Genomic DNA, 21,171 nt, shown 5'->3' on the forward strand with positions numbered 1-21,171 from the left:
CAAATCATTTATGTGTATTAATGAAGAGTTGCAAAACATGTTTAATAAATGCCTTAAACATTGTAAAGGAGTGAGACTATGGAAATAAAGAAAATAGTAACCAGTGGAATAAATATAGCAGTCATAAAAAACGATACAGTAGTGATATCAGATGTTCAATCTGCATTGGATCTTATGGCAACAGTTCAATATGAAGTAGATTCAAAGCATATTATCATCCATAAATCATTAATAAGTGAAGATTTCTTTAACCTAAAAACACGTCTTGCGGGTGATATACTTCAAAAGTTTATAAACTACAAAGTAAAGATTGCTATCATTGGGGATTTCGCTATTTACACTAGTAAAAGCTTAAAAGACTTCATTTATGAATGTAATAAAGGGAATGACATTTTTTACTTAGCAACTGAGCAACAAGCTATTGAAAAATTAAGTAAATTAAAGTGATAATCATATCCTACTAAATTCCTCTTTTTCACGTCGTTCATGACTATATGCAACCTATACGATATATAAGAACTGATGTTTGTGATAAACTAAAAGATGAATAAAGGGGGAGTTTTCTTGCACAATTTAAATAATATAATCCAAAATTTAAACAATATAGTTTACAAACCTAACAACTTAATGATTACGAATCTAAAAGAAGAAAAGCAAAACTCAGAGTATGCAGGTGGAATGTTTTACTTAAATAACAAAAGCGTTCGTTTTAGGGTATCAAAAATTACGCCTAATAAAGTTGGGCAATTTGTTTCTTTTTGGGAGAAAGATGAAAATATGCGAAATAAAGCTTTCTCTTATGACGCTGCTCCTGATTTATTAGTTATCACTTGTATTAACGAGAATAAACTAGGACAATTTATTTTTCCTAAAGAGATTCTTCTTAAAGAAAAAATATTGAGAACGCAAAGTCAAACAGGGAAAATGGCAATGAGAATTTATCCTGTTTGGGATACCACTGTTAGCAATCAAGCTAAAAAGAGCCAAATGTGGCAACTTCAATATTTTGTTGATTTAAGTGATATTAATAATTTGCCTATAGATAAACTATTAAATTTATATTCGTAGCTTTTGGTTTGCTCCAAAAAGAAGTAATTACAGAAAAGCATTTGTAATGATGCCTCCTATTTTAATTCTCACATTAAGTTACCTCATTGATTATAATTTTTGTACCGGTACAGTTAAATGAAATGTACGTTGTTACAGTGCCCCTTAAAATTTACAATCAGCATATATTATTTAAACTTATAAATTTTTAAGGGGTGCTGAATATGACGAGTCTACAACATAAGCTTTTTACACGGTTGAGCCTTGAAAATCGTGCTGAAGTAACGTTTGAAGAATTAAATACAATACTCTTTGCATTTGCACATACTATACCATTTGAGAATTTAGATGTTATAGCAGGCAATGCAAAAGTAATTTCCAAAGAAAACTTACAAGAGAAAATCTTAATGAACTGTCGTGGTGGCCTATGTTATGAATTAAATACTCTTTTTTACTATTTTTTAAAAGGCTGTGGCTATGATGTACAACTGGCACTAGGTACGGTTTATAAAAATGATAGAAATGCATGGGCACTTAAGGATGGCCATATAACAATTATTTTAACTTATGATAATGTACAGTATTTAATTGATGTAGGTATAGCTTCGTTAGTACCTCTTGTTCCTGTACCTTTTACTGGTGAGTCTGTTGCTTCAAAAAATGGATCGTACCGGGTGAGACGAAAAGATACGAGTAAAGGAAATTATGTTTTAGAAAGAATAGATACTGATGGAGAATGGAAAGTTTGTCATGCTTTTTATAAACATATTATTGATGAGATAGTAGTAAATGATGTTCAAAGAAGAGTGGTAGAAGATGAGAAGTCTATTTTTAATAAAGGACCAATTGCAGTGAAATTGACGGACTCTGGCCATGTCTCTTTAACGAATAATAGTGTAACTGAAATTATTTATGGAGCAAAAACTAAGCGTGAGGTTACAGAAGAGCAATACAGAGAGCTTTTATATACTTTATTTTCTATTAAGTTATGAATAAACAAATAGCCGGTTCTTATTCAGAATCGGCTATTTTTATTGTTTTTGGTGTAAATGGTTTTGATCTAATATGTTTCGGAAACTGCGGTATAGTTAATGTTTTTAATGTTTCCTCAGCTTCTTCATATGTATGAAAAACTGGTTCTTTTCCATCATCCCCTTGTAAAACTAGCCCTTCATCTCGGATTACATATGGCATAAAACCACTCCTTTTAGTAAAAAATCATGTTCTTTTGTAAAAGAATGATACGATTTAAAGTTTGATTTTCTTAATACATATAATACACTAGAACAGTACGAAAAAGTATGTACAATGAATTTTGAATGTAAAGGAAGATTATTATGTCAGTTATTGATAAATTGAAACTTAATAAGTATACAAATATGGTCGTTATTAACGAACCAAGTGATTATGAGATTTTTACAGGTAAAGAAACCGCATTTTCAAAAGAACACGATGCTATTTTTATTTTTGTAGAAACGCTTGATGAAATGGTAAAACAAACGAATTTTATTATTAGTAATGAAGAATTACTAATTGAAAAAGGTTACGTGTTCTTCGCATATCCGAAAAAAGGTAATTCTCGTTATAGTACTTTTATTCACCGTGATGAGATGTTTCCGGCATTAAGCGTTGGGGAAGATGGATATGTGGGAGAAAGCGAAATTAAATTTGCTCGAATGGTAAGTATGGATGATGTCTTTACTGTTATAGGTTTAAAACGTGAAAAGAAAAAAGCAACGAAAACACCTGCTATGAGTCAATGTGTTGCCGATTATGCAGATCGAATTAAAGATGTTGAAGCATTATTAGCTAATCATCCAAATGAACTTAAGTTTTATCAAAGTTTAACGCCTGGATATCAGAAAGATTGGGCACGTAATCTTTTTTCTGTAAAACAAGAAAAAACACGTGAAAAACGTCTAGAGAAAATGATAGAAATCCTTTCACAAGGCTATAAAACAATTGAATTATTCCGTAAGAAGAAAAAATAATGATTAGGAAAGTCACAATGCTACAACAATTAATTGTGATGAGTACATTGAAAAAAGTATTCCTTCCATTATACTAAGGAATGTTCTTATATTTATATAATTAGCAAAAGAGAAAAGGTGTTTGAAATGAAATCATATATTGTAGTTGGATCTGGAATTTTAGGAGCGTCTACTGCTTATCATCTTGCTAAGGCTGGTGCGAATGTTACTATCGTGGATCGTCAACAATTAGGGCAAGCAACTGATGCAGGAGCAGGTATTGTATGTCCATGGCTATCACAGCGTCGTAATAAAGCGTGGTATAAAATCGTTAAAGGCGGTGCACGTTACTATTCTTCGTTAATTCAGCAATTAGAAGAAGACGGTGAAACGGATACAGGATACAACCGTGTAGGTGCAATTAGTTTACATACTGATGAGAAAAAGTTAGATCAAATGGAAGAGCGAGCTTATAAACGACGTGAAGATGCACCAGAGATTGGTGAAATCACTCGCTTATCAGCTGAAGAAACGAAAAAATTATTCCCAGCATTATCAGAGGAATATAGTTCGGTTCATATTAGTGGTGCTGCACGAGTAAATGGAAGATTATTACGTAACGCATTAATAAGTGCTGCGAAAAAACATGGTGCAACTTTTATAAAAGGTGATGCAGTATTAGTACGTGAAGGGAATCATATTACGGGAGTTACAGTAAACGATAAAACAATTTTAGCAGAAAAGGTTATTATAACTGCAGGCGCATGGGCGAACGAAATCTTGAACCCATTAGGAATTAATTTCTTAGTTACGTTCCAAAAAGGACAAATTGTTCATCTGCAAATAGAAAATACAGCCACAGAAAATATGCCAGTTGTTATGCCACCAAACGATCAATATATTTTAACGTTTGACAATGGTCATGTCGTAATTGGTGCGACACATGAGAATGATACTGGTTTCGATCATCGTGTAACAGTAGGTGGTTTACATGAAGTATTCCATAAGGCATTAGCAATTGCACCTGGCTTAGAAAATGCTACAATGCTTGAAACGAGAGTTGGATTCAGACCATTCACGCCAGGATTCTTACCTGTTATCGGACCACTACCTAACTTTGAAGGAATTCTCGTTGCGAATGGATTAGGAGCTTCGGGTTTAACAGCTGGTCCATACCTAGGAGCGGAACTTGCTAAACTAGCGCTCGGACAGCCGATTGAATTAGATTTAAATGATTATGACGTTGCTGGCGCAATTGAATAACATGGGGCATTGCTAACATTTAGGAAAAACCATGCTATACACATTCGACAGGGAATAATCAGTTTTTCCTCAGTTAAGAGTAAGCCTGTTTATGAAAAATAAAATTCTTTAAAAATAGAGGGCCGACATTATAAATCTGCATTAATAATGTAGAATTGTGATGTCGGCTCTTTATTCATATTGATTTAAAACTTATTTTCGAGAAGAGGTTAAGTAATGAGAGCACCCTATCAAGTATTGATATTTCCTTATATAAAAACTGACGATTCTATTCAATATGCCATTTTTAACCGAAGTGATTATAGTTATTGGCAAGGAATAGCTGGTGGCGGAGAAGACGGTGAGATTCCTATTGAATCAGCAAAACGGGAAGCGTTTGAAGAGGCTGGTATTACAAGAGAATGTCCATATATACAATTAGATTCTGTGTCTTCACTACCAGTAGAGGATGTAGTTGGAGGATTCCTTTGGGGAGAAGAGGTTTATGTAATAAAAGAATTTTCTTTTGGAGTTAAAGTCCCTACAAAAAACATATTATTATCTAAAGAATACTTCAATTATAAATGGTTATGTTTTGAGGAAGCAGTAATGTTTTTGAAATGGGATAGCAACAAAACAGCATTGTGGGAATTAAACAAAAGATTATTAAAACAATAAAAGTGTTAGCTAACAAAGATAGTAGCGGAACAAGAATTGAACCATTAACAAACCCTTGCTACGCTTCTAAACAATGTTTTAGATTATAAAAGATTTAGCATGGGAAATGAATTAAGAGAACTTGCACTAAGAAAAGCCCTATACAGTTGACTCTGAAAAAATGAAAATAGTTAGAAATATTTTTATGTCTTACGGTTTTTGGCTATGAATAACGGAATAAATATTAAGTATTCAACAGTTCAAATAAAACGAGGTAGCTTTTTGTTTTAAGAAGAAAGATGACTCGTTTTATGCTAAAATTCGCTTAGTGTATATTTTCGTTAAAATGTGGGTGGACCCCCTTTTAGCAAAACCGGAGTGGGAATGATGAGTATAAATAGTTTTGTGAGATTGATAAAGGACGAATTATTAAAAGAGGTAAGCATAAGAAGTGAGGATGAATTCGAGCCTGTAGTAGTTAAAGATATTCCTAGACTTTGGAAGTGTTTAGGAACAGGTAATTATGCCGCAGTATTCATGCACAGAGAATACAAAGATTGGGTAGTGAAAGTTTACGTGCGAGAAGGAGAAGGAATTGAAAAAGAGTCAGAAGTATACCGAAGAATTGGAGATCATCCTTCTTATTCAAAGCTTATATATAAAGGAGAAAATTTCATAGTATTGAAATGTTTAAAAGAAATTACCTTATACGATGCTATTCATAAGGGGATTAAAATTCCTAAGCAGGTAATACTTGATATCAATGAGGCTTTAGAGTATGCGAGGGAACAAGGATTAACTCCTTGTGATGTTCACGGGAAAAATGTGATGATGGAAAAAGGAAGGGGATATGTAGTCGATGTATCTGATTTCTTAAAAACAAAAGAAGATAGTAAGTGGAAAGACCTAGAAAAGGCATATTTCACCTTTTATTTTCCTTTCATTTATAAATTGCCTTTCCCTGTTAAAATACCGTATTTTATGTTAAACATTGTTAGACGTTCGTACAGAAAATATAAGAAGTTTAAAAAGAAATTCAAATTGTAAAAGGACCACATACTTACCTTTAGACTAGATAAGTGAACCAATATGTACGGTACTAATTTTATAATTTCATGTAGTATCCAATTGAACAAATGGGTGTCCCGCTACATCGCCATAAACTTAAGAAATGCATTGTTCCCAAAAACGAGTTGAATTCACATAAATTACTGTAGAAAAATTAAAATTTTTGTTTAGGGGCTACTTCAAGACCTTAGCTTGCTAGGTATGTGGTGCTACCCAAAAATAAAAAGATTAGGAGTGAATCCTAATCTTTTTATTTATACATATTATTGTTAGTTATATCACTATCAATTCCAAAACGGGATATCTTGAATAAATGAAACCGTCAAAATTAGTGTTGATGCGGAACCAGCAGTTACTAAAGTTACTATTTTTCGTCCATTCTGTTCTTTTGAAGGTTTTATAAGTTCTGTAATTAATACAATCCATATTATGATAGAGACTATTGAAATAATATTTATAGACATATGTAACACATCCCTTCTTGTTTTCACATAAATATTTCTTCTTTTATAAAATAAAAGCAATCCAACAAGAAAATATGTACAGCATTACAAATCAATATTTCCCTGTTAAACCCCCTTTTTTAAATAGAAATACGACTGATAAAACGATAACAACAGCCTTCAAACTGCCCCAATATGGATAAATAGCATGATCTGTTAGACTAGCATGTTGAAAAATGTTCTCTAAACCGAAAATCCCTATAATGACTGCTAAAAGAAAAGCGGCTTTTCCAATAGTCGTATGGCGATGGAGGGTAAATAAATAGATTGCGAAAATTAGTGGTAAGATGATTTGTAGTACGATTGTCATAGTTCGTCCCCCAGATTATTTATAATTATATTATATACAAAATTGTAATAAAAAGGAATGTGATTTATTTGATACTAACAGAACTACTCTAATCATATTCTTCTATAAAAAAGAGAAAAAAGGAGTGTACAGTTAGTTGACAAAAGTTAAAGTTAGTTTACGACCCATTGTTCATAACGTAAATTTACCAACTGTATTGAAAACAAGTATACTTCCAGGCGATTCAACTGAAAGACTATTTATTGCAACCCAATTAGGAGAGATTTTTCACATAGGAGATGGAGTTATAAAGACATTTTTAGATATTCGTCAACGAATTATCAAATTAGGTACATTTGAAGAAGGTGTTTCTAGTAGTGGGTATGATGAACGAGGATTACTCGGACTAGCATTTCATCCACAATTTTATCAAAATGGGTTATTTTATCTTCATTATTCAGTAGCTGGAACTCAAGGGCCAGGTGCACTTTCTGAACAATTTAAACCGAATCCTTGTGACCCTAAAACGTTAAACTTAAAGTGGGTTAATAGAAATACGCAATATGATCACATTGATACAGTTGAAGAATGGACTTTACAATCTAATGATCAAGCTCAAAAGCGACGAACATTACTGAATGTAAGAAGACCATTTTTTAATCATAACGGAGTCAATAGTTTAAACTTTTCACCTGAGACTGGAAAACTTGTTTTTACAAATGGAGATGGTGGATCAGGCTATGATCCATTTAATTTAAGCCAAGATGATTTAGAAATAGCAGGTAAAATAATTGAAATAGATGTAAGTAAAAATACATTTATAAATAATCCTCCAGTAGTTACACGCTTTAATGAACTTCCTTTATCTATACAAGAAACACTTACAGTAATCGCAAAAGGAGTACGTAATATAACGGGTATTTCATTTCAACGGTTTTATAATCAATATGTGAAATATGCTGGAAATGTCGGACAGGATATTGTAGAGTCTATTTTTTCATTTGTTCAATATAAACCTATACCGGTTACAGAACTTGTTCAAATGCATTTTATGAGGCTCACTCTCAATCAAGAGGGGTTTATCAATTTTGGTTGGAGAGGATGGGAAGGGGATTTACCTACTTCTTTTATACGGCATTGTTCCGAAAATCAGACTTTGGATGAGAGAACAATGGCTTATTATGATGAAACAATACAAATTTCAGCGAGGCGTATTCTGCCGCTACTTAGTTATTTTCATAAAGATTCCAGACCCGATAAGTTTGGAGGAACTTCACTTACAGGAGTTCAGCCATATATGGGAAATACAATTCCAAATTTGACAGGGAGTGTTGTTTTTACTGACCTCGCCAAGAAAGAAGAATCTCAGTCTCCAATTAAGGGTGTTTTAGCCTATACTAGGGCAGGTACAGACGGTAAACATGCTGACTTTCATACTATTGAAACCAATTATGATTTTGGTACGCAAGCAGCTTATTATATGAGTCTAGGAACAAATTTGGATCAAACAAGATTATATTTAGGGGTTTACGGTTCTATGAAAGTAACTGATTTTAATAAAGGTACCATTTTTGAAATTATTCCTTAATACAATATAAATTCTCAGTCTAAAAAGATAAGGTATTTATTCTGTTTCCAAAACGCGCGACTTAACTTGTCCCCTAAAAATCTTCAATGTATAAGCATCTATTGTATAGTCATTCATTACTAGCAGAAAGTAACTCATAAACCATAAGTGTATGAATAATATAGAAAGTAATGAATGAGGTATCTTTAGGGGGTATTTTAATGAATCGGTTTGTACGTTATTGGTATCAACTGATGATAGAGTATGATACGAACTTTGTTCATAAAAGAAAATTTTCTCTAGCAAATAAGTTAGTGATTACAGCATTAATGAGTGCATTGGCCACCATGTTTCAAGCAGCGGGGAACTTAATTCCTGGTATAGGGTTATTCATTAGTCCTTTTGCGACGTTACCAATTTTTTTTGCTATTTGCTACTCTATTCGTGAGGGGGTACTTTCTTATATTCTTACTATTTTCCTATTATTTATTATTGAGCCGAGTGAACTAATTGTGTTTCCCTTTACTACAGGCTTATTAGGTATAGCTTTAGGACTTTCCTTTATACAATTCAAGAGGAGAATTTGGGTGGTTTCCTTTTCTGCGATTTGTCTACTTATAGGAATTATGATTGTTCTAGATATTTTCCGTTTTCCAGTACTTGGTCCTACTATTCATACAACTATGGATATAAAAATTAGTTTATCAATATTTATACTGAGCTTTTTATACTGTTGGATCTATGCAGGGCTTTGTAGAATAATGTTGAATAGAGTAAATAAAGTATGGTTTTAACAATTGCATAGAATGGAGATTTAAATCATGTATAACGTTGGAATTAGAAGACCGAATTCGGATGATTTAGAGGAACTTCACTTGTTTTTCCGTATAGTTATTACGAATACATATAAAGACGAAGGATTATCACAATTATTGGATGACATAGAAAATGAAATTAACTCAAAAAAGCAATATTTGAAAAGTGATTTTGATAGTAATGGAGAAAATCGTTACTTTTTGTTAGCAATAGATACAAGTAACGATAAAATCATTGGGACAATTGAAATCGGTCCGGCAAGTACATTGATTACTAGTTGTACAGGTGGTGCGCTTAAGAATTTGTATGAAATAGGAACTATATTCATACTTCCGGAGTATCAAAGAAAAGGTATAGGGAGTTTATTACTGCATACAATGTTTCTTACATTACAAAGCAGAGGAATAACAGAATATTGTTTAGATAGTGGATACAAAAATGCGCAAAGTATATGGACAAAAAAGTTTGGAAAACCTAGCTATGTATTGAAAGATTACTGGGGAGAATCCAGTGATCATATGATTTGGAAGAACAGTTTACATGATACACCTATAATATTTGAATTATAAAATGAAATATACCTCTGAACATAGCTTTTCTCACTTATGTATGCTATTATTTATCTTTATAATAAAAGAGGACGTGAATGAACTTGATTAAAATTAATATTCCTGAAGCTGATGTTTCAATTACTGAACGTAAACAAGTTATTAAAGGAGACGAGCCAATCATTACTCCAATTAATGGATTTATCGATTTCCACTTGTTCCCTAGAGATAAAGGCGGCATTTTTATGTTTTACAATATTAATGACGAACTGCTTTTCGTAGGTAAAGCTCGTAAAATTAGACAACGTATTAAAAAGCATTTTGAAGATAATGTTTCACCAATTAAAAATCACCGTGATGAAGTATACCGCATTGATGCATGTATCGTAGAAGACCCAACAGAAAGAGAAATTTACGAAACATATATCATTAATGAATACAAAGCGAAATATAACGTTGATAAAGTATTCTACAAATAATCAACATTAACAAAAAACAATCCTAGGTAATATGCCAGGATTGTTTTTTCGTTTAGCTTCATTCTTCATATTTTTCCCCTTTCTTTAAATGATTCGCAGCAATAAAACAGATTACACCTATACATATAAGTACAATACCAAGCGTTTTATGTTTTCCCTCAAAGAAAGGAATATCTGAAATCACATTTGTCATACATAACCCTAAAAACACAAGGATAGGTCCCACCCAAAGTAATACATTACCGAATTTTGTGTGCTTCCACATATTAACCCTCCTTAATACTCTTTACATATATATCCATAAAATAAAAGTAAATTCATAGAGAAATATAGTTTTTTTCATATCGAAAATTTAACCTTCATATATTGGTACAAGCAAACGAGAAAGGGGACCATCATGAATTGGTTAGAAGCTTTTATATTAGGAATTATACAAGGTTTAACAGAGTTTTTGCCGATCAGTAGTACAGGACATCTTTATTTAGGAAGACATTTGTTTCAATTAGATGAAGCGGGATTGTTTTTAGATACGATGCTGCATATTGGAACTTTACTCGCGGTGTTTATTTATTACAAAAAAGAATTTATATATTTAATTAAAAATCCATTTTCAAAGCTAATGTTATTACTTATCGTCGGGACAATACCTGCTGTTGTAATTGGCTTATTATTTAAAGACTTCTTTGAAGATATTTCAAAAACAGGAATCACGATTGGTTGGGAGTTTTTAGTGACGGGATTCTTTCTCTACATGGCAGATAAACAAAAGAATGGTCGTAAAAAAATGGATGACATAACATATAAAGACGCATTAATTATCGGCTCATTTCAAGCAGCAGCTATTTTTCCGGCGATTTCTCGTTCTGGTATGACAATTGTCGCTGCATTATGGAGAAAATTAGACCGTGAAACGGCTGCTTACTTTTCTTTTTTACTGTCGACACCAGCAATCGTCGGAGCTATCATTTTGCAATTTGTAGATGTTTTTCAAGGGAAAGCAGAATCTATTTCTAATACATCTTTAATTGTCGGAACGTTATCAGCAGCATTTTTTGGATACATAGCTGTTTCATGGATGATTCAATATTTAAAACGTCATTCATTAAAAGTATTCGCGTATTACGTATGGGGTTTAGGTATTTTAATTTTAACGTTGCAATTTACTAATGTATTTTAATTTAGAATTTATTCGTTTAGATCCTGTTTCATTTAAATACGACAGGATCTCTTTTCATTAAGGGGGGGAAATATGTTTAATAAGGCTATTGTTATTGGCGGAAGTATGGCAGGGAAACTTGCAGCGAAAGCATTATCAAGTTTTTTTAAAGAAGTAATCATTATAGAAGCCGATGAAGAATGGGATGGAAAAGATTCGAGGAAAAGAGTTCCACAAGGCAATCATCCTCATGTGTTATTAAAAGGCGGAGAAAAAGCAATTGAGGAATTGTTTCCTACTATTACGAATGAGTTAATAGCAGCAGGCAGCATCGAAAATAACTTTACGCATGATTTGAAATGGCATCAATTTGGTTTATGGAAACAATCATTCATAGGAGATGTGCATATGATTCAGCAAAGTCGTTCAATGCTCGAATCACATATTCAAAAACGAATTGAACAAGTTTCAAATATTACTATTAAATATGAAACAGTGGTTGAAGGGTTAGTAGTAAATGAAAAGCTTAATAAAGTGTACGGAGTAAAAACGAAATGTTTACATACAGGAAATAAAGAAGAGATCCATGCAGATATTGTTGTTGATGCGAGTGGATTTGGTTCAAAAAGTATAGAGTGGTTACGAGCATACAATGTTGACGTGCAAGAAGAAAAAGTACGTATTGATTTATTTTACGCAACTAGAATGTTTAAACTCAAAGAAAATGAGAAATTAGACTACTGTAATATGCTGATGTCTCCAAGTTTTCCAGAAAATCCTTATGGTGTTCTTGTTCAAAAGATTGAAGATAATCGTTATTTCGTTACTTTCAGTGGATATGCAAATGAGAAAGCACCACAAACTGATGATGAGTTTTATGATTTTGCTGAAAATCTATTAATTTCTAATGTTACAGATTTTCTAAACAAAGCTAAGGGGATTACTGATATAAAGATATACAAAATTCCTTATCAAGTACGTCGACGATTTGATTTAGTGAATAATTTACCAGAAGGATTGTTAGTAGTTGGAGATGCACAATGTCGTTTTGATCCCGTTTTCGGCCAAGGGGTTTCAGTCGCAGCTATGGAGGCACACCAATTGCAATTACTTCTGCAAGGTAAAAAACAGCTTGATAAAACATTTACACAACAATTTTATAAAAAAGCTACTAACATCATACAAACTCCTTGGGAAATGACAACAACGGAAATATCACGTCATCCTCAGCTCAAGAGAGAGTTAACGATGAAACAGTATGTCCAGCTATGGTATACAAAACAAATATACCGACTTTCAGCAAGTGATTCTAACGTTTATATTCGACTAGTAAGAGTGATGAATTTAATTCGTAGTCCATTTCATCTTTTTCATCCGAAAGTACTACTAGCTGTATTACTTAATCGAAAGAAATAGCAGGAATATAATTGATTAAAAAAGAATGTATAACAGTTAGTAAATCAAGAAGGAGAATACGGGATGGAAATATACATAGAGCAATTAAAGAAACAAGATGCTAAGGATTTATTTACGTTTGAACTTACGAATAAATCTTTTTTTGAAACAATGGTACCAAATCGCGGCTCGATATATTTTGAATTTGAATATTTTCAAAAACTACTAGACGATTTATTAATAGAACAGGCGGATGGAGATTCTTATTTTTATTTAATTCGTAATGAAGAAAAAGAAATTGTGGGACGAATAAATTTAGTAGATATAGATACAGAAACTCGAAGCAGTTCGCTAGGGTATCGGGTCGGAGAAAAATTTACTAAAAAAGGAGTTGCAACAGCAGCAGTAAAATTAATTTTAGCCGTAGCGAAAAACAATGAAATTAATGAGGTTCATGCTAAAACAACTACTAATAATCTTGCATCACAAATTGTACTAGAAAAAAGCGGATTTTCTTCTTATCAAAACGAAGCAGATACAACATCTGTAGAATTAAATGGGGAACATGTGAAGTTTGTACATTATATTTGGAGAAATACTTCACGCTTATAATAAGGGGGACTTATTCATGAATGATTTACGTTATCCAATTGGCCAGTTTACATACAAACGTCCTATAACTGAAGAAATGATTGATACATGGATTCAAGAAATCGAGGATTTACCCAATAATTTAGCAAAGGCAATTAAAGATTTAGATCAGAAGCAGTTAGACACACCGTATCGCGTTGGGGGATGGACTGTCCGCCAAGTTGTTCATCACGTTGTTGATAGCCATATGAATAGCTACATACGCTTTAAATTAGCACTGACAGAAAAGAATCCAACTATTAAGCCGTATAAAGAAGAAAAGTGGGCAGAGTTACCCGATTCAAAATTACCGGTAGATGTTTCACTAGTAATGCTAGATTCATTACATAAAAGATGGGTTAACCTTTTATATTCTCTAGAAGTTGAAGATTTAGAAAAGACATTTAATCACCCTGAAACTGGTGAAACAAAACTTGCTGCTGCGATAGGACTATACGCATGGCATGGTCGTCACCATACCGCTCATATTTCTTCTTTAAGAAAGCGTCTAAATTGGTAACATGGAGATTATATTAGAGAAGGCGATAGAAACTGATGCAGAAGTTATATTTCAAATGCAAATAGACTCATTTAGTCCTTTATTAAATACATATAAAGACTATGAAACAAATCCAGCAAATGAAACTATCGAAAAAACTATTTGTAGAATAAATCATGTAGATGGTGGCTTCTATAAAATAATAGTGGATATGAATCTCGTTGGAGCGATATGTATTTCACAAAAAGAAACACCCTCTAAATTTTGGATCAGCCCAATGTTTATTCATCCGAATTATCAAGGAAAAGGAATTGCTCAAAAGACGCTTACATTAATTGAGGAAATGTTTCTTGAAGCAACAAGCTGGGAACTTGCTACTATTTTAGAAGAAGAGAGAAATTGTTTTTTATACGAAAAGATGGGTTATAAAAGAACACAATTAGAAAAGAAATTAAATAATAAAACTACACTTATTTATTACAAAAAAGAAAGGTAAAGCATTTAAAAAACGCTTTACCTTTTTATGTTATTTCAGATTAAATATACAAAAATAATGTATGTTCTTCCAAAATACTCGGGTTAGTAATTTTGAAAGTGAATAAAAATACAAAAACTACTACTTTGTCGTAAATGTTACTAATGCTTTTTGAATGCTTAAAATACTATCGTCACCTTTAAATTCTTTCGTAATTGGATCCTCCATACTAGACACCCAAATTTTAAGTTCTGCATCCAAATCAAAATGCCCAGCCGTTTCGATGCTATATTGTGTAATACTTTTATAAGGGATAGAATGGTATTCTGTTTTTTTGCCAGTTACTCCTTGTTTATCTACTAAAATAAGACGACGATTTGTAAATACGATTAGATCACGAATTAATTTATAAGCATGCTCTACCTTTTCATCGTCTAGCATAATCTTCTCTAAATCACGTTCTACACTTTCAGAACTCGTATTTGATGCATTTCCTAAAATACCGCTAAATAAACCCATATAAAATTCCTCCTTTAATATATGTGGAATAAATTACTTATATTGTAACACGTTACTCACAAAGAAATTACGATATTACTTTAGTAGTTTCTGGTTATTGTTGTAATTAGTTTATATAACCTCATCTTAAAATCTTATGCTAATATGGAATTAAGAAAATAGAAGCAGAGGGATTTAGCATGAAGAATATCGGTTTAGTATTAGAGGGCGGAGGAATGAAAGGTTTATATACTGCAGGTGTACTCGAATATTTCATGGAGAAGAACTTATTCTTTCCGTATGTAGTCGGCGTATCAGCTGGAGCCTGTATGGGAGCAACCTATTTGTCGCGTCAAAAAGGGAGAAATAAGAAAGTAAATACAGAGCTAGTATCCGATCACAGGTATATATCTTATCGAAATTTAATTCGTAAACGTGAATTATTTGGAATGGACTTTTTATTTGACGAAGTACCTACTAAAATTGTCCCATTTGATTTTCAAACGTTCTTAAATTCTAATGAACAATTTGTTATAGGGACGACTGATTGCGAATCAGGACAAGCTGTTTATTATAATAAAACAGAACACGGAAATGATATTTTAAAAATCATTCGTGCATCTAGCTCAGTGCCGTTTATAGCACCTGCTGTCGAATATAATAATCGAAAATTGTTAGATGGAGGGATTATAGACCCTATACCAGTTTTGAAAGCCCAAAAGGATGGTTATGAAAAGAACGTTGTTGTTATGACGAAACCAGAAGGGTACGAGAAGCAGCGGAATAAATTTTCTGGATTAGCTAAAATTCTATATAGAAAATATCCGAAAATCGCAGAGAATTTAGTAGACCATTATCGTTTTTATAATGAGACGATATCTTATATGAATCAAGAAGAACAAAAAGATAATTTTTATGTAATTCAACCAAGTGTACAGCTTCCTATAAGCGGAATAGAAAGAAATAAGGAAAAGCTTGTTAATCTATATAATCTTGGGTATATCGATGCTCAATATCATTATGAAAACTTATTAAATTGGATAGAGAAATAAAGGGGTGGAAAGTTGCTATTAGGTAAAAAGGTTATTTTTAATGAATTGCAGAGAATGCCTAGTCTGCTGTATAAACCGTTTCCGAATTGTGACATTCGAAAAATAAGAAAAGATTTTAATAATATGTTTACAGAAGATGATTGTATAAGCGCTGATTTAAATTATTATTGGATGCATACAGCAGGTACTTTAAGTTACGTGCTTAATAATAATGAACAGGAGATTATGTTTAATCAAATAAAGTGGCTAAGGATATCGTTTTTCGAGTGGTTTCCGCAATATCGTTTTCTAGAAACAGAAATTGTTAAGTATCCCATTTTGTATAGAGATTTCATGAATTATGAAAAGACCCGAAAGCTATTACTTTATTACCTTGCTGAATAAAAGCAAAAACGTACAAGTTACATTACTTGTGCGTATTTTTGTTCATAAAATATTCAACATTAAAAACTAGTTTATATAGGAATTCTAATGAGAAGAAAGAAGTACATATTATAGAATGATGTAGGGAAGGGGAGAAGAGGAGTTGTTTTCCTTTAAGTTATTGTCCAACTCGAATACAGTTAATTATTTATGTTAAAATATTTCGAGTGAAATAACAAAACAAGTCCGCACCGTAGAAGGGATAACATTAACATGAAAAACGTATCAAATATAGATAAAGTAGAATCAATAAAATCTTTACAGTCAACAATCCGTAAACTTGAAAATGCCTTATCACAGATGACTCAAAAAGGATCAAATACTACTTTAGTGAAAAAAAGACTGAAAGCAGCTAGTATCGGCTTAGCTATGTTAGAAAGTGTTTGGAATCAAGAAACCCATCATTATACTAAGGAAGATTTAGCAGAAGCTCGTAATGTTCTGATTAGTTTGCTTCCATCAATTGAAAAGATTTATGTTAAGTCAAAGCTTGGAAGTCCTCAAAGAACGCTTTTAGAAAGAAGAATAAAATCGTTGGAACTTTCTATTCAAGCACTAGATAATTATTCTAGTAAATAACTCATTTAAAGAGTCTTATTACAAAAGTGTAGCAAGGCTCTTGTATCATTCTATTAAAATTAAATATCCTTACTGTCACATTACAGTAAGATTAAAGCAGCTTGATCCACTTCATAATTATTCTCAAACTTCACATCTTCAAGAACTTTTCACTATCTCTAATAAAAACCAATGCATTTAGTAATCTTCAATCGCAAAAACACTCAATTATTTAATTTACGAAAATGGAATCCCGCCATGCATTGCTATAGATCATATTAATCAGCTAAAAGAACTAACTTTCGAAAACGATATTCCGTGGATTGAAAATCAAATTTCATCTATAAATTCTAATACGACTCAACCTCATTTCTATATAGCAGCAGGACAACTTGAAAACAAACCTCTTTTGACAGCTAACAAGCGCTTATACAGAGCTTTAAAAGATAAAGGGTACCAAATTACTTATGAAGAGTTTCAAGGCGGTCATGATAGCGTGTGGTGGCGAGAAAAGTCGTTTGATGGTTTAAAAACTTTGAAACAGACAGAAATCTCACTATAAAGTAAAAAGGAGAGAGAATCTATGAATCAAGAAGAATTAGATAAAAAATTAAAGAAACAAGAGATTTTAGTAAAAGATGAAAAAGTTTGGTCGTATACGTATGAGGATCATATTAGTTCTATCGTGAAACAAGCAGAAAAGAAAGGAGCTTTCGATAATTTACCTGGTAAAGGGAAACCTCTTAATCTTGATAAAGACCTTTCGTACAATCCTGAAAAGCAACTTTATAGAACTTTAGCAAATAATCATGTTTTACCTAGGTGGATTGAGCTTTCAAAAGAAATTGACGATTTAAAAGAAAAACTACAAGAAAATACAAATACAGCAGAAGCAGCGGATTTAATCCGAACTATCAATAAAAAGATTTTAGAGCATAATTTACTTTGTCCACCAAGTGCGCAAAAAATGAGGGTGAAAACGGATTTTTAACGATTTTCAATTAAGCTATCGCTTACTATATAATTAATTAAGGCATTTTCAACTAATTACTAAAGGGAGGCAAATGTTGTGAAGAATACGTATCAACTTCAAATTCCGAAAGAACTAGAACAGTATCGTAGTATTTTAGAAAGAAGTGTGAAACCGTATATTAAAGTGTCTGGAATGCAAGCGGAGACGACTCTTTTTGAAAGTAAGTTTGGTGGATATCCGTATGTACCTATAAATCAAGAGCATCCTAAAGACTCAAACGGACAACCTATGATGCTACTTGCACAGTTAAACCTTGAAGAAATACCACACATTGAACATATGCCTCAACATGGAATGTTACAGTTTTTCATAAGTGCTGAAGAAGATCTTTTTGGAGCAGATTTTGATCATCCAACAAGCCAAAAAGACTTTCGAATTATTTATCATTCTACAATCACAGCGGATTTAACTAAGGTTATTACTGATTTTAGTTATTTAAACACTTTAGATTTAGAAAATTTTATCATACCCGAAGCAGCAAAGCTAAAGTTTGAGTTGGCTTTTCAACCAGTAACACCAAGAGATTATCGATTTGAAATGATTTTTCGTGATAACATTGATTGGGAAGAAATTGTTGATGAAGAAAACGAAACAGAATTAGGTGAACTATATAATGTTCTATGCGAGGATCAAGGGCATAAAATTGGTGGATATCCGTTTTTCACACAGACAGATCCGAGAGAATGGGAAGAAAAATACCAACAGCATGACATATTATTGCTACAAATTGATACAGACAATTCATTAAATATTATGTGGGGAGATTCTGGCGTTGCTAATTTCTTTATACGTAAGGAAGATTTGTTAAATCTAGATTTTCCCAATGTTATTTACAATTGGGATTGTTACTAGAAGATATAAATAAAATAATAGCAAACAAAAAATCTTCCTGAAGGTGAGGAGGATTTTTTTATGTTCAAAATAAGTGTTATGTTAACTAGAATAAAAAATACTATGTAGATTAGAAGTCAAGTGTTTATATAGAAAAACTCGAAGAAAATATACATTGAATAAAACATATATAAATTGAACTAAAATTATAATGTTAATCATAAAATAAAATGAATAATAACGTTGTGTGCAACAAAATAATTCTTATAAAAATTTTTCACGCTGATGAAATTTATTTGCGGATTATTAAATTATGATCATAAATTTTAAAGTTTGATTTGCTGTAAATGCGTAATTGTAAAATTAATGATAAAAACACCAGAAATTCATGTAATAAAGAATTTATGTAAATCTCATTGAAAATCTTCATTTCGTCTCATTAAGTATAGTTTACTTGGTTTTTGATACCTGAAATCGCTTTGTTTCTATAACTGCCTATAATATATATTATGTTAACTGGATAAAAGTAATAAACTTATTATATGTTAGTTTAGATTGTTACGCTTCCCTTTTCATCGGATTCATTCTGTGTAATCGATTGTGTGCTTATTTGTTGTTGTTTTATGAGTTGTTGATGATAATGTCTCCAGATATAAATTATATTTAAGACAATAAAAAATGCAATTCGTTTTAAATGAACGCATTAAACGAATTGCATGGATATGATTCATAATAAGTTTTTAAAATTAGTTTGCTACAGCAATTGCTTCGATTTCAATTAAAAAGTTATCGTTAATTAACTTTCTAACTTCTACAGCTGAACTTGCTGGTGGATTTTTAGTATCAATGTATTGATCTCGTATATCTCTAACAATGGCCATTTGAGAAATATCTGTTAAGAAAAATGTTAATTTTACTACATCATTAAATTGTAATTCCGAAGTTTCTAATGCACTTTTAATATTTTCGAATACTTGTTGCGTTTGTGTAGCTAAATCACCAATGCCAACTATCTGACCTTCAGTATTGATTGCTACTTGTCCAGATATGTAAATTGTTCGTTTAGCGTTACTAACTTCGACTACATGTGAATATCCAAAAGTTGGTGGCATCGTTTCTGGATTGATAAATTTCTTTTGCACGATTTTTCTCTCCTTTTAATATCTTATTTTCTTTATATATTAGATTTTAATTTTGAATGATCATTTATTTACAAATTACTAAAAATTCCACATACACTCAGCTGCTACATATGTGAAATTATATAAGTCGCTGTTATTTAAAGTTCGTTAAAATGAGTTTGTAATAGATTTAATAGATTATGTACGTTTGATTTTTTTGAGCACTAGTTATAATTACACCTTGTTTTATTAATTCTTCAGTTACTTTTGTATAGAAAAAATGATACCACCAGATAAAAAACTCTTCATAAGTTATTTCTTTTGAGTATCTGCTGCTCGCAAAGTATTCTTTTAAAGGTTTATCGTTTTCTTTAAATAATAAGACTAAATCTTCACTGATTGTGTTTGCAATTTCGTTAAGTATAGATAAGTCTGTTGATTTAAATACAGGGATAACAGGTTTTGAATTTTGATATAAACCTAATTTTTCGTAAACTATATTTAAATGTAAATCTATTTGTCTATCTGTTGCTACGTAACCTTTTACTAATTGCTTTTTCTTATAATTAATATCAGTATTAGTGTTTTGAAAATATTCTTCAAATGTTTCGTTACCTGCTGTTATTAAATTTAATGTTGAATATCGAGCATTTCCATAAAGACCAATTTGAACTTCTCCTAAATCTAAATACGTATTACCATACATCCCGAACGCCTCTATATCTGTTTGTTCTTGTTCTGGAATTGAATAATAGTATCTTTTCTTATTTCTTAGAGGTCTTTCCTTTTTTAAATAGTTTTTCTCAATGTTATTTATTTGTCCAAAATCTAATAACACACCGCTATATAGTAATAGACTATAAGATTCTTTAGATAAATGATTAAATGTCTCTATTTTTTTAGAACTAGCATCAATTTGATTTGAATAACTTTCAATGATCTTAAGTGTTGGTTTAATTAGAGGTTCACAAAGGTTATAAAGCTTTTTTCCTTCAGTAGCTGTTATCACCATACACGTTGGATAATACCTCCCTCCTGTTTGTTTCAATAGCCCCTCTACTTCTAATGAATTAATGTGCTCTTCAAATTCCTCATTCGTCCAACCTAGCACCACTTTCATAATATTTGACTCAAAACCAAGATGAAGCATTACAAGTAAATATTGAAGCTTCGTTCCCTTTATTTTTATAGATGGCGAATTATCTCCAGACGAAATCATTTTTGCTTCATAAGCTGTATGTAATATATTCTCCGGATTATTATTAGTGAGCATTTCATATTCCCTCCCTTACTAATAAATTCATTGTAAAATCT

Annotated in this window: 28 protein-coding genes and 1 pseudogene; 22 read left to right on the forward strand and 7 right to left on the reverse strand. The window is 31.7% G+C overall.

Annotated features, from left to right (window positions below; genetic code table 11):
- Positions 1–78 precede the first annotated feature (78 nt).
- From COK05_RS17610 to COK05_RS17620, 3 genes are all read left to right on the forward strand, one after another.
- Positions 79–447, forward strand: a complete 369-nt coding sequence (locus COK05_RS17610) for a DUF4180 domain-containing protein (RefSeq protein ID WP_098613605.1) — start codon at positions 79–81, stop codon at positions 445–447.
- A 96-nt stretch (positions 448–543) separates the two neighbouring features.
- A complete protein-coding gene (locus COK05_RS17615; RefSeq protein WP_098613606.1) occupies positions 544–1,068 on the forward strand; it encodes a MepB family protein in 525 nt (174 codons plus the stop codon).
- A 203-nt stretch (positions 1,069–1,271) separates the two neighbouring features.
- Entirely contained in the window at positions 1,272–2,039 is a 768-nt protein-coding gene (locus COK05_RS17620) for an arylamine N-acetyltransferase family protein (RefSeq protein WP_098613607.1), read from the forward strand.
- A gap of 19 nt (positions 2,040–2,058) precedes the next feature.
- On the opposite strand, the gene COK05_RS17625 is transcribed toward COK05_RS17620, so the two are convergent.
- A complete protein-coding gene (locus tag COK05_RS17625; protein WP_098613608.1) occupies positions 2,059–2,241 on the reverse strand; it encodes a hypothetical protein in 183 nt (60 codons plus the stop codon).
- 143 nt (positions 2,242–2,384) lie between these two features.
- Here COK05_RS17625 and COK05_RS17630 point away from each other — a divergent pair, with 143 nt between their 5' ends.
- The 4 genes from COK05_RS17630 to COK05_RS17645 all read left to right on the forward strand — a co-directional run bounded on the left by COK05_RS17630 (position 2,385) and on the right by COK05_RS17645 (position 5,963).
- A complete protein-coding gene (locus COK05_RS17630; protein WP_098613609.1) occupies positions 2,385–3,038 on the forward strand; it encodes a YdeI/OmpD-associated family protein in 654 nt (217 codons plus the stop codon).
- 126 nt (positions 3,039–3,164) lie between these two features.
- The gene (locus COK05_RS17635) at positions 3,165–4,280 is read left to right on the forward strand and encodes an NAD(P)/FAD-dependent oxidoreductase (protein ID WP_098613714.1); all 1,116 of its coding nucleotides are present in this window, start codon (positions 3,165–3,167) and stop codon (positions 4,278–4,280) included.
- A gap of 216 nt (positions 4,281–4,496) precedes the next feature.
- Positions 4,497–4,937: an NUDIX hydrolase gene (locus COK05_RS17640; protein WP_098613610.1), complete on the forward strand. Its 441-nt coding sequence runs from the start codon at positions 4,497–4,499 to the stop codon at positions 4,935–4,937.
- Between the two features lie 357 nt (positions 4,938–5,294).
- Entirely contained in the window at positions 5,295–5,963 is a 669-nt protein-coding gene (locus tag COK05_RS17645) for a serine/threonine protein kinase (RefSeq protein WP_141539148.1), read from the forward strand.
- 305 nt (positions 5,964–6,268) lie between these two features.
- Here the strand turns inward: COK05_RS17645 and COK05_RS17650 are convergent, their stop codons facing one another.
- Complete coding sequence (locus COK05_RS17650; protein ID WP_098613612.1) at positions 6,269–6,448, reverse strand: hypothetical protein; 180 nt, start codon at positions 6,446–6,448, stop codon at positions 6,269–6,271.
- Between the two features lie 91 nt (positions 6,449–6,539).
- The gene (locus COK05_RS17655) at positions 6,540–6,797 is read right to left on the reverse strand and encodes a hypothetical protein (RefSeq protein WP_098613613.1); all 258 of its coding nucleotides are present in this window, start codon (positions 6,795–6,797) and stop codon (positions 6,540–6,542) included.
- A gap of 136 nt (positions 6,798–6,933) precedes the next feature.
- On the opposite strand from COK05_RS17655, the gene COK05_RS17660 reads away from it, so the two are divergent.
- The 4 genes from COK05_RS17660 to COK05_RS17675 all read left to right on the forward strand — a co-directional run bounded on the left by COK05_RS17660 (position 6,934) and on the right by COK05_RS17675 (position 10,186).
- Complete coding sequence (locus COK05_RS17660; protein WP_098613614.1) at positions 6,934–8,364, forward strand: PQQ-dependent sugar dehydrogenase; 1,431 nt, start codon at positions 6,934–6,936, stop codon at positions 8,362–8,364.
- A 200-nt stretch (positions 8,365–8,564) separates the two neighbouring features.
- Positions 8,565–9,137 carry a hypothetical protein gene (locus tag COK05_RS17665; RefSeq protein ID WP_098613615.1) on the forward strand — a complete coding sequence of 191 codons (573 nt, stop codon included), beginning with the start codon at positions 8,565–8,567 and terminating at the stop codon, positions 9,135–9,137.
- A gap of 27 nt (positions 9,138–9,164) precedes the next feature.
- Positions 9,165–9,728 carry a GNAT family N-acetyltransferase gene (locus tag COK05_RS17670; RefSeq protein ID WP_098613616.1) on the forward strand — a complete coding sequence of 188 codons (564 nt, stop codon included), beginning with the start codon at positions 9,165–9,167 and terminating at the stop codon, positions 9,726–9,728.
- 77 nt (positions 9,729–9,805) lie between these two features.
- A complete protein-coding gene (locus COK05_RS17675) occupies positions 9,806–10,186 on the forward strand; it encodes a nucleotide excision repair endonuclease (protein WP_001048941.1) in 381 nt (126 codons plus the stop codon).
- A 58-nt stretch (positions 10,187–10,244) separates the two neighbouring features.
- On the opposite strand, the gene COK05_RS17680 is transcribed toward COK05_RS17675, so the two are convergent.
- On the reverse strand, positions 10,245–10,451 hold the full coding sequence (locus COK05_RS17680; RefSeq protein ID WP_098613617.1) for a hypothetical protein: 207 nt from the start codon (positions 10,449–10,451) through the stop codon (positions 10,245–10,247).
- A gap of 132 nt (positions 10,452–10,583) precedes the next feature.
- On the opposite strand from COK05_RS17680, the gene COK05_RS17685 reads away from it, so the two are divergent.
- From COK05_RS17685 to COK05_RS17705, 5 genes are all read left to right on the forward strand, one after another.
- The gene (locus tag COK05_RS17685) at positions 10,584–11,363 is read left to right on the forward strand and encodes an undecaprenyl-diphosphate phosphatase (RefSeq protein ID WP_098613618.1); all 780 of its coding nucleotides are present in this window, start codon (positions 10,584–10,586) and stop codon (positions 11,361–11,363) included.
- Between the two features lie 72 nt (positions 11,364–11,435).
- Positions 11,436–12,758, forward strand: a complete 1,323-nt coding sequence (locus tag COK05_RS17690) for an NAD(P)/FAD-dependent oxidoreductase (protein WP_098613619.1) — start codon at positions 11,436–11,438, stop codon at positions 12,756–12,758.
- A gap of 63 nt (positions 12,759–12,821) precedes the next feature.
- Positions 12,822–13,349, forward strand: a complete 528-nt coding sequence (locus tag COK05_RS17695) for a GNAT family N-acetyltransferase (protein ID WP_098613620.1) — start codon at positions 12,822–12,824, stop codon at positions 13,347–13,349.
- Positions 13,350–13,365: 16 nt separating this feature from the next.
- The gene (locus COK05_RS17700) at positions 13,366–13,887 is read left to right on the forward strand and encodes a YfiT family bacillithiol transferase (protein ID WP_098613621.1); all 522 of its coding nucleotides are present in this window, start codon (positions 13,366–13,368) and stop codon (positions 13,885–13,887) included.
- A 1-nt stretch (position 13,888) separates the two neighbouring features.
- Entirely contained in the window at positions 13,889–14,362 is a 474-nt protein-coding gene (locus COK05_RS17705; protein ID WP_098613622.1) for a GNAT family N-acetyltransferase, read from the forward strand.
- Positions 14,363–14,482: 120 nt separating this feature from the next.
- Here the strand turns inward: COK05_RS17705 and COK05_RS17710 are convergent, their stop codons facing one another.
- The gene (locus tag COK05_RS17710; protein ID WP_000522472.1) at positions 14,483–14,860 is read right to left on the reverse strand and encodes a PH domain-containing protein; all 378 of its coding nucleotides are present in this window, start codon (positions 14,858–14,860) and stop codon (positions 14,483–14,485) included.
- Between the two features lie 179 nt (positions 14,861–15,039).
- Here COK05_RS17710 and COK05_RS17715 point away from each other — a divergent pair, with 179 nt between their 5' ends.
- The 6 genes and pseudogenes from COK05_RS17715 (at position 15,040) to COK05_RS17745 (ending at position 18,757) form a co-directional block, all read left to right on the forward strand.
- Positions 15,040–15,891: a patatin-like phospholipase family protein gene (locus COK05_RS17715; protein WP_098613623.1), complete on the forward strand. Its 852-nt coding sequence runs from the start codon at positions 15,040–15,042 to the stop codon at positions 15,889–15,891.
- A gap of 12 nt (positions 15,892–15,903) precedes the next feature.
- On the forward strand, positions 15,904–16,275 hold the full coding sequence (locus COK05_RS17720; protein WP_098613624.1) for a YxiJ-like family protein: 372 nt from the start codon (positions 15,904–15,906) through the stop codon (positions 16,273–16,275).
- A 252-nt stretch (positions 16,276–16,527) separates the two neighbouring features.
- Positions 16,528–16,893, forward strand: coding sequence for a hypothetical protein (locus tag COK05_RS17730; RefSeq protein ID WP_098613625.1), 366 nt, complete (start codon positions 16,528–16,530; stop codon positions 16,891–16,893).
- 112 nt (positions 16,894–17,005) lie between these two features.
- Positions 17,006–17,434 (forward strand): annotated as a pseudogene (locus COK05_RS31825) (enterochelin esterase); the annotation flags it as partial.
- 21 nt (positions 17,435–17,455) lie between these two features.
- Complete coding sequence (locus tag COK05_RS31830) at positions 17,456–17,863, forward strand: J-domain-containing protein (protein WP_098613627.1); 408 nt, start codon at positions 17,456–17,458, stop codon at positions 17,861–17,863.
- Between the two features lie 78 nt (positions 17,864–17,941).
- Positions 17,942–18,757 carry a YwqG family protein gene (locus COK05_RS17745; protein ID WP_098613628.1) on the forward strand — a complete coding sequence of 272 codons (816 nt, stop codon included), beginning with the start codon at positions 17,942–17,944 and terminating at the stop codon, positions 18,755–18,757.
- Between the two features lie 725 nt (positions 18,758–19,482).
- Here COK05_RS17745 and COK05_RS17750 read toward each other — a convergent pair.
- Both COK05_RS17750 and COK05_RS17755 read right to left on the reverse strand, forming a co-directional pair.
- The gene (locus COK05_RS17750) at positions 19,483–19,878 is read right to left on the reverse strand and encodes a RidA family protein (protein ID WP_098613629.1); all 396 of its coding nucleotides are present in this window, start codon (positions 19,876–19,878) and stop codon (positions 19,483–19,485) included.
- Positions 19,879–20,047: 169 nt separating this feature from the next.
- A complete protein-coding gene (locus COK05_RS17755; protein WP_098613630.1) occupies positions 20,048–21,130 on the reverse strand; it encodes a hypothetical protein in 1,083 nt (360 codons plus the stop codon).
- Between the last annotated feature and the right edge of the window lie 41 nt (positions 21,131–21,171).

It is taken from the genome of Bacillus cereus, assembly GCF_002567495.1.
GTDB lineage: Bacteria > Bacillota > Bacilli > Bacillales > Bacillaceae_G > Bacillus_A > Bacillus_A cereus_AQ.

Bases quoted from the DNA above. Each gene is read 5' to 3' on its own strand.
- COK05_RS17650 (WP_098613612.1), bottom strand. From the start codon at position 6,448: ATGTCTATAAATATTATTTCAATAGTCTCTATCATAATATGGATTGTA.
- COK05_RS17635 (WP_098613714.1), top strand. From the start codon at position 3,165: ATGAAATCATATATTGTAGTTGGATCTGGAATTTTAGGAGCGTCTACT.
- COK05_RS17655 (WP_098613613.1), bottom strand. From the start codon at position 6,797: ATGACAATCGTACTACAAATCATCTTACCACTAATTTTCGCAATCTAT.
- COK05_RS17625 (WP_098613608.1), bottom strand. From the start codon at position 2,241: ATGCCATATGTAATCCGAGATGAAGGGCTAGTTTTACAAGGGGATGAT.
- COK05_RS31830 (WP_098613627.1), top strand. From the start codon at position 17,456: ATGAATCAAGAAGAATTAGATAAAAAATTAAAGAAACAAGAGATTTTA.
- COK05_RS17690 (WP_098613619.1), top strand. From the start codon at position 11,436: ATGTTTAATAAGGCTATTGTTATTGGCGGAAGTATGGCAGGGAAACTT.
- COK05_RS17700 (WP_098613621.1), top strand. From the start codon at position 13,366: ATGAATGATTTACGTTATCCAATTGGCCAGTTTACATACAAACGTCCT.
- COK05_RS17630 (WP_098613609.1), top strand. From the start codon at position 2,385: ATGTCAGTTATTGATAAATTGAAACTTAATAAGTATACAAATATGGTC.
- COK05_RS17670 (WP_098613616.1), top strand. From the start codon at position 9,165: ATGTATAACGTTGGAATTAGAAGACCGAATTCGGATGATTTAGAGGAA.
- COK05_RS17615 (WP_098613606.1), top strand. From the start codon at position 544: ATGAATAAAGGGGGAGTTTTCTTGCACAATTTAAATAATATAATCCAA.
- COK05_RS17705 (WP_098613622.1), top strand. From the start codon at position 13,889: ATGGAGATTATATTAGAGAAGGCGATAGAAACTGATGCAGAAGTTATA.
- COK05_RS17710 (WP_000522472.1), bottom strand. From the start codon at position 14,860: ATGGGTTTATTTAGCGGTATTTTAGGAAATGCATCAAATACGAGTTCT.
- COK05_RS17665 (WP_098613615.1), top strand. From the start codon at position 8,565: ATGAATCGGTTTGTACGTTATTGGTATCAACTGATGATAGAGTATGAT.
- COK05_RS17610 (WP_098613605.1), top strand. From the start codon at position 79: ATGGAAATAAAGAAAATAGTAACCAGTGGAATAAATATAGCAGTCATA.
- COK05_RS17715 (WP_098613623.1), top strand. From the start codon at position 15,040: ATGAAGAATATCGGTTTAGTATTAGAGGGCGGAGGAATGAAAGGTTTA.
- COK05_RS17695 (WP_098613620.1), top strand. From the start codon at position 12,822: ATGGAAATATACATAGAGCAATTAAAGAAACAAGATGCTAAGGATTTA.
- COK05_RS17680 (WP_098613617.1), bottom strand. From the start codon at position 10,451: ATGTGGAAGCACACAAAATTCGGTAATGTATTACTTTGGGTGGGACCT.
- COK05_RS17755 (WP_098613630.1), bottom strand. From the start codon at position 21,130: ATGCTCACTAATAATAATCCGGAGAATATATTACATACAGCTTATGAA.
- COK05_RS17675 (WP_001048941.1), top strand. From the start codon at position 9,806: ATGAACTTGATTAAAATTAATATTCCTGAAGCTGATGTTTCAATTACT.
- COK05_RS17640 (WP_098613610.1), top strand. From the start codon at position 4,497: ATGAGAGCACCCTATCAAGTATTGATATTTCCTTATATAAAAACTGAC.
- COK05_RS17685 (WP_098613618.1), top strand. From the start codon at position 10,584: ATGAATTGGTTAGAAGCTTTTATATTAGGAATTATACAAGGTTTAACA.
- COK05_RS17730 (WP_098613625.1), top strand. From the start codon at position 16,528: ATGAAAAACGTATCAAATATAGATAAAGTAGAATCAATAAAATCTTTA.
- COK05_RS17620 (WP_098613607.1), top strand. From the start codon at position 1,272: ATGACGAGTCTACAACATAAGCTTTTTACACGGTTGAGCCTTGAAAAT.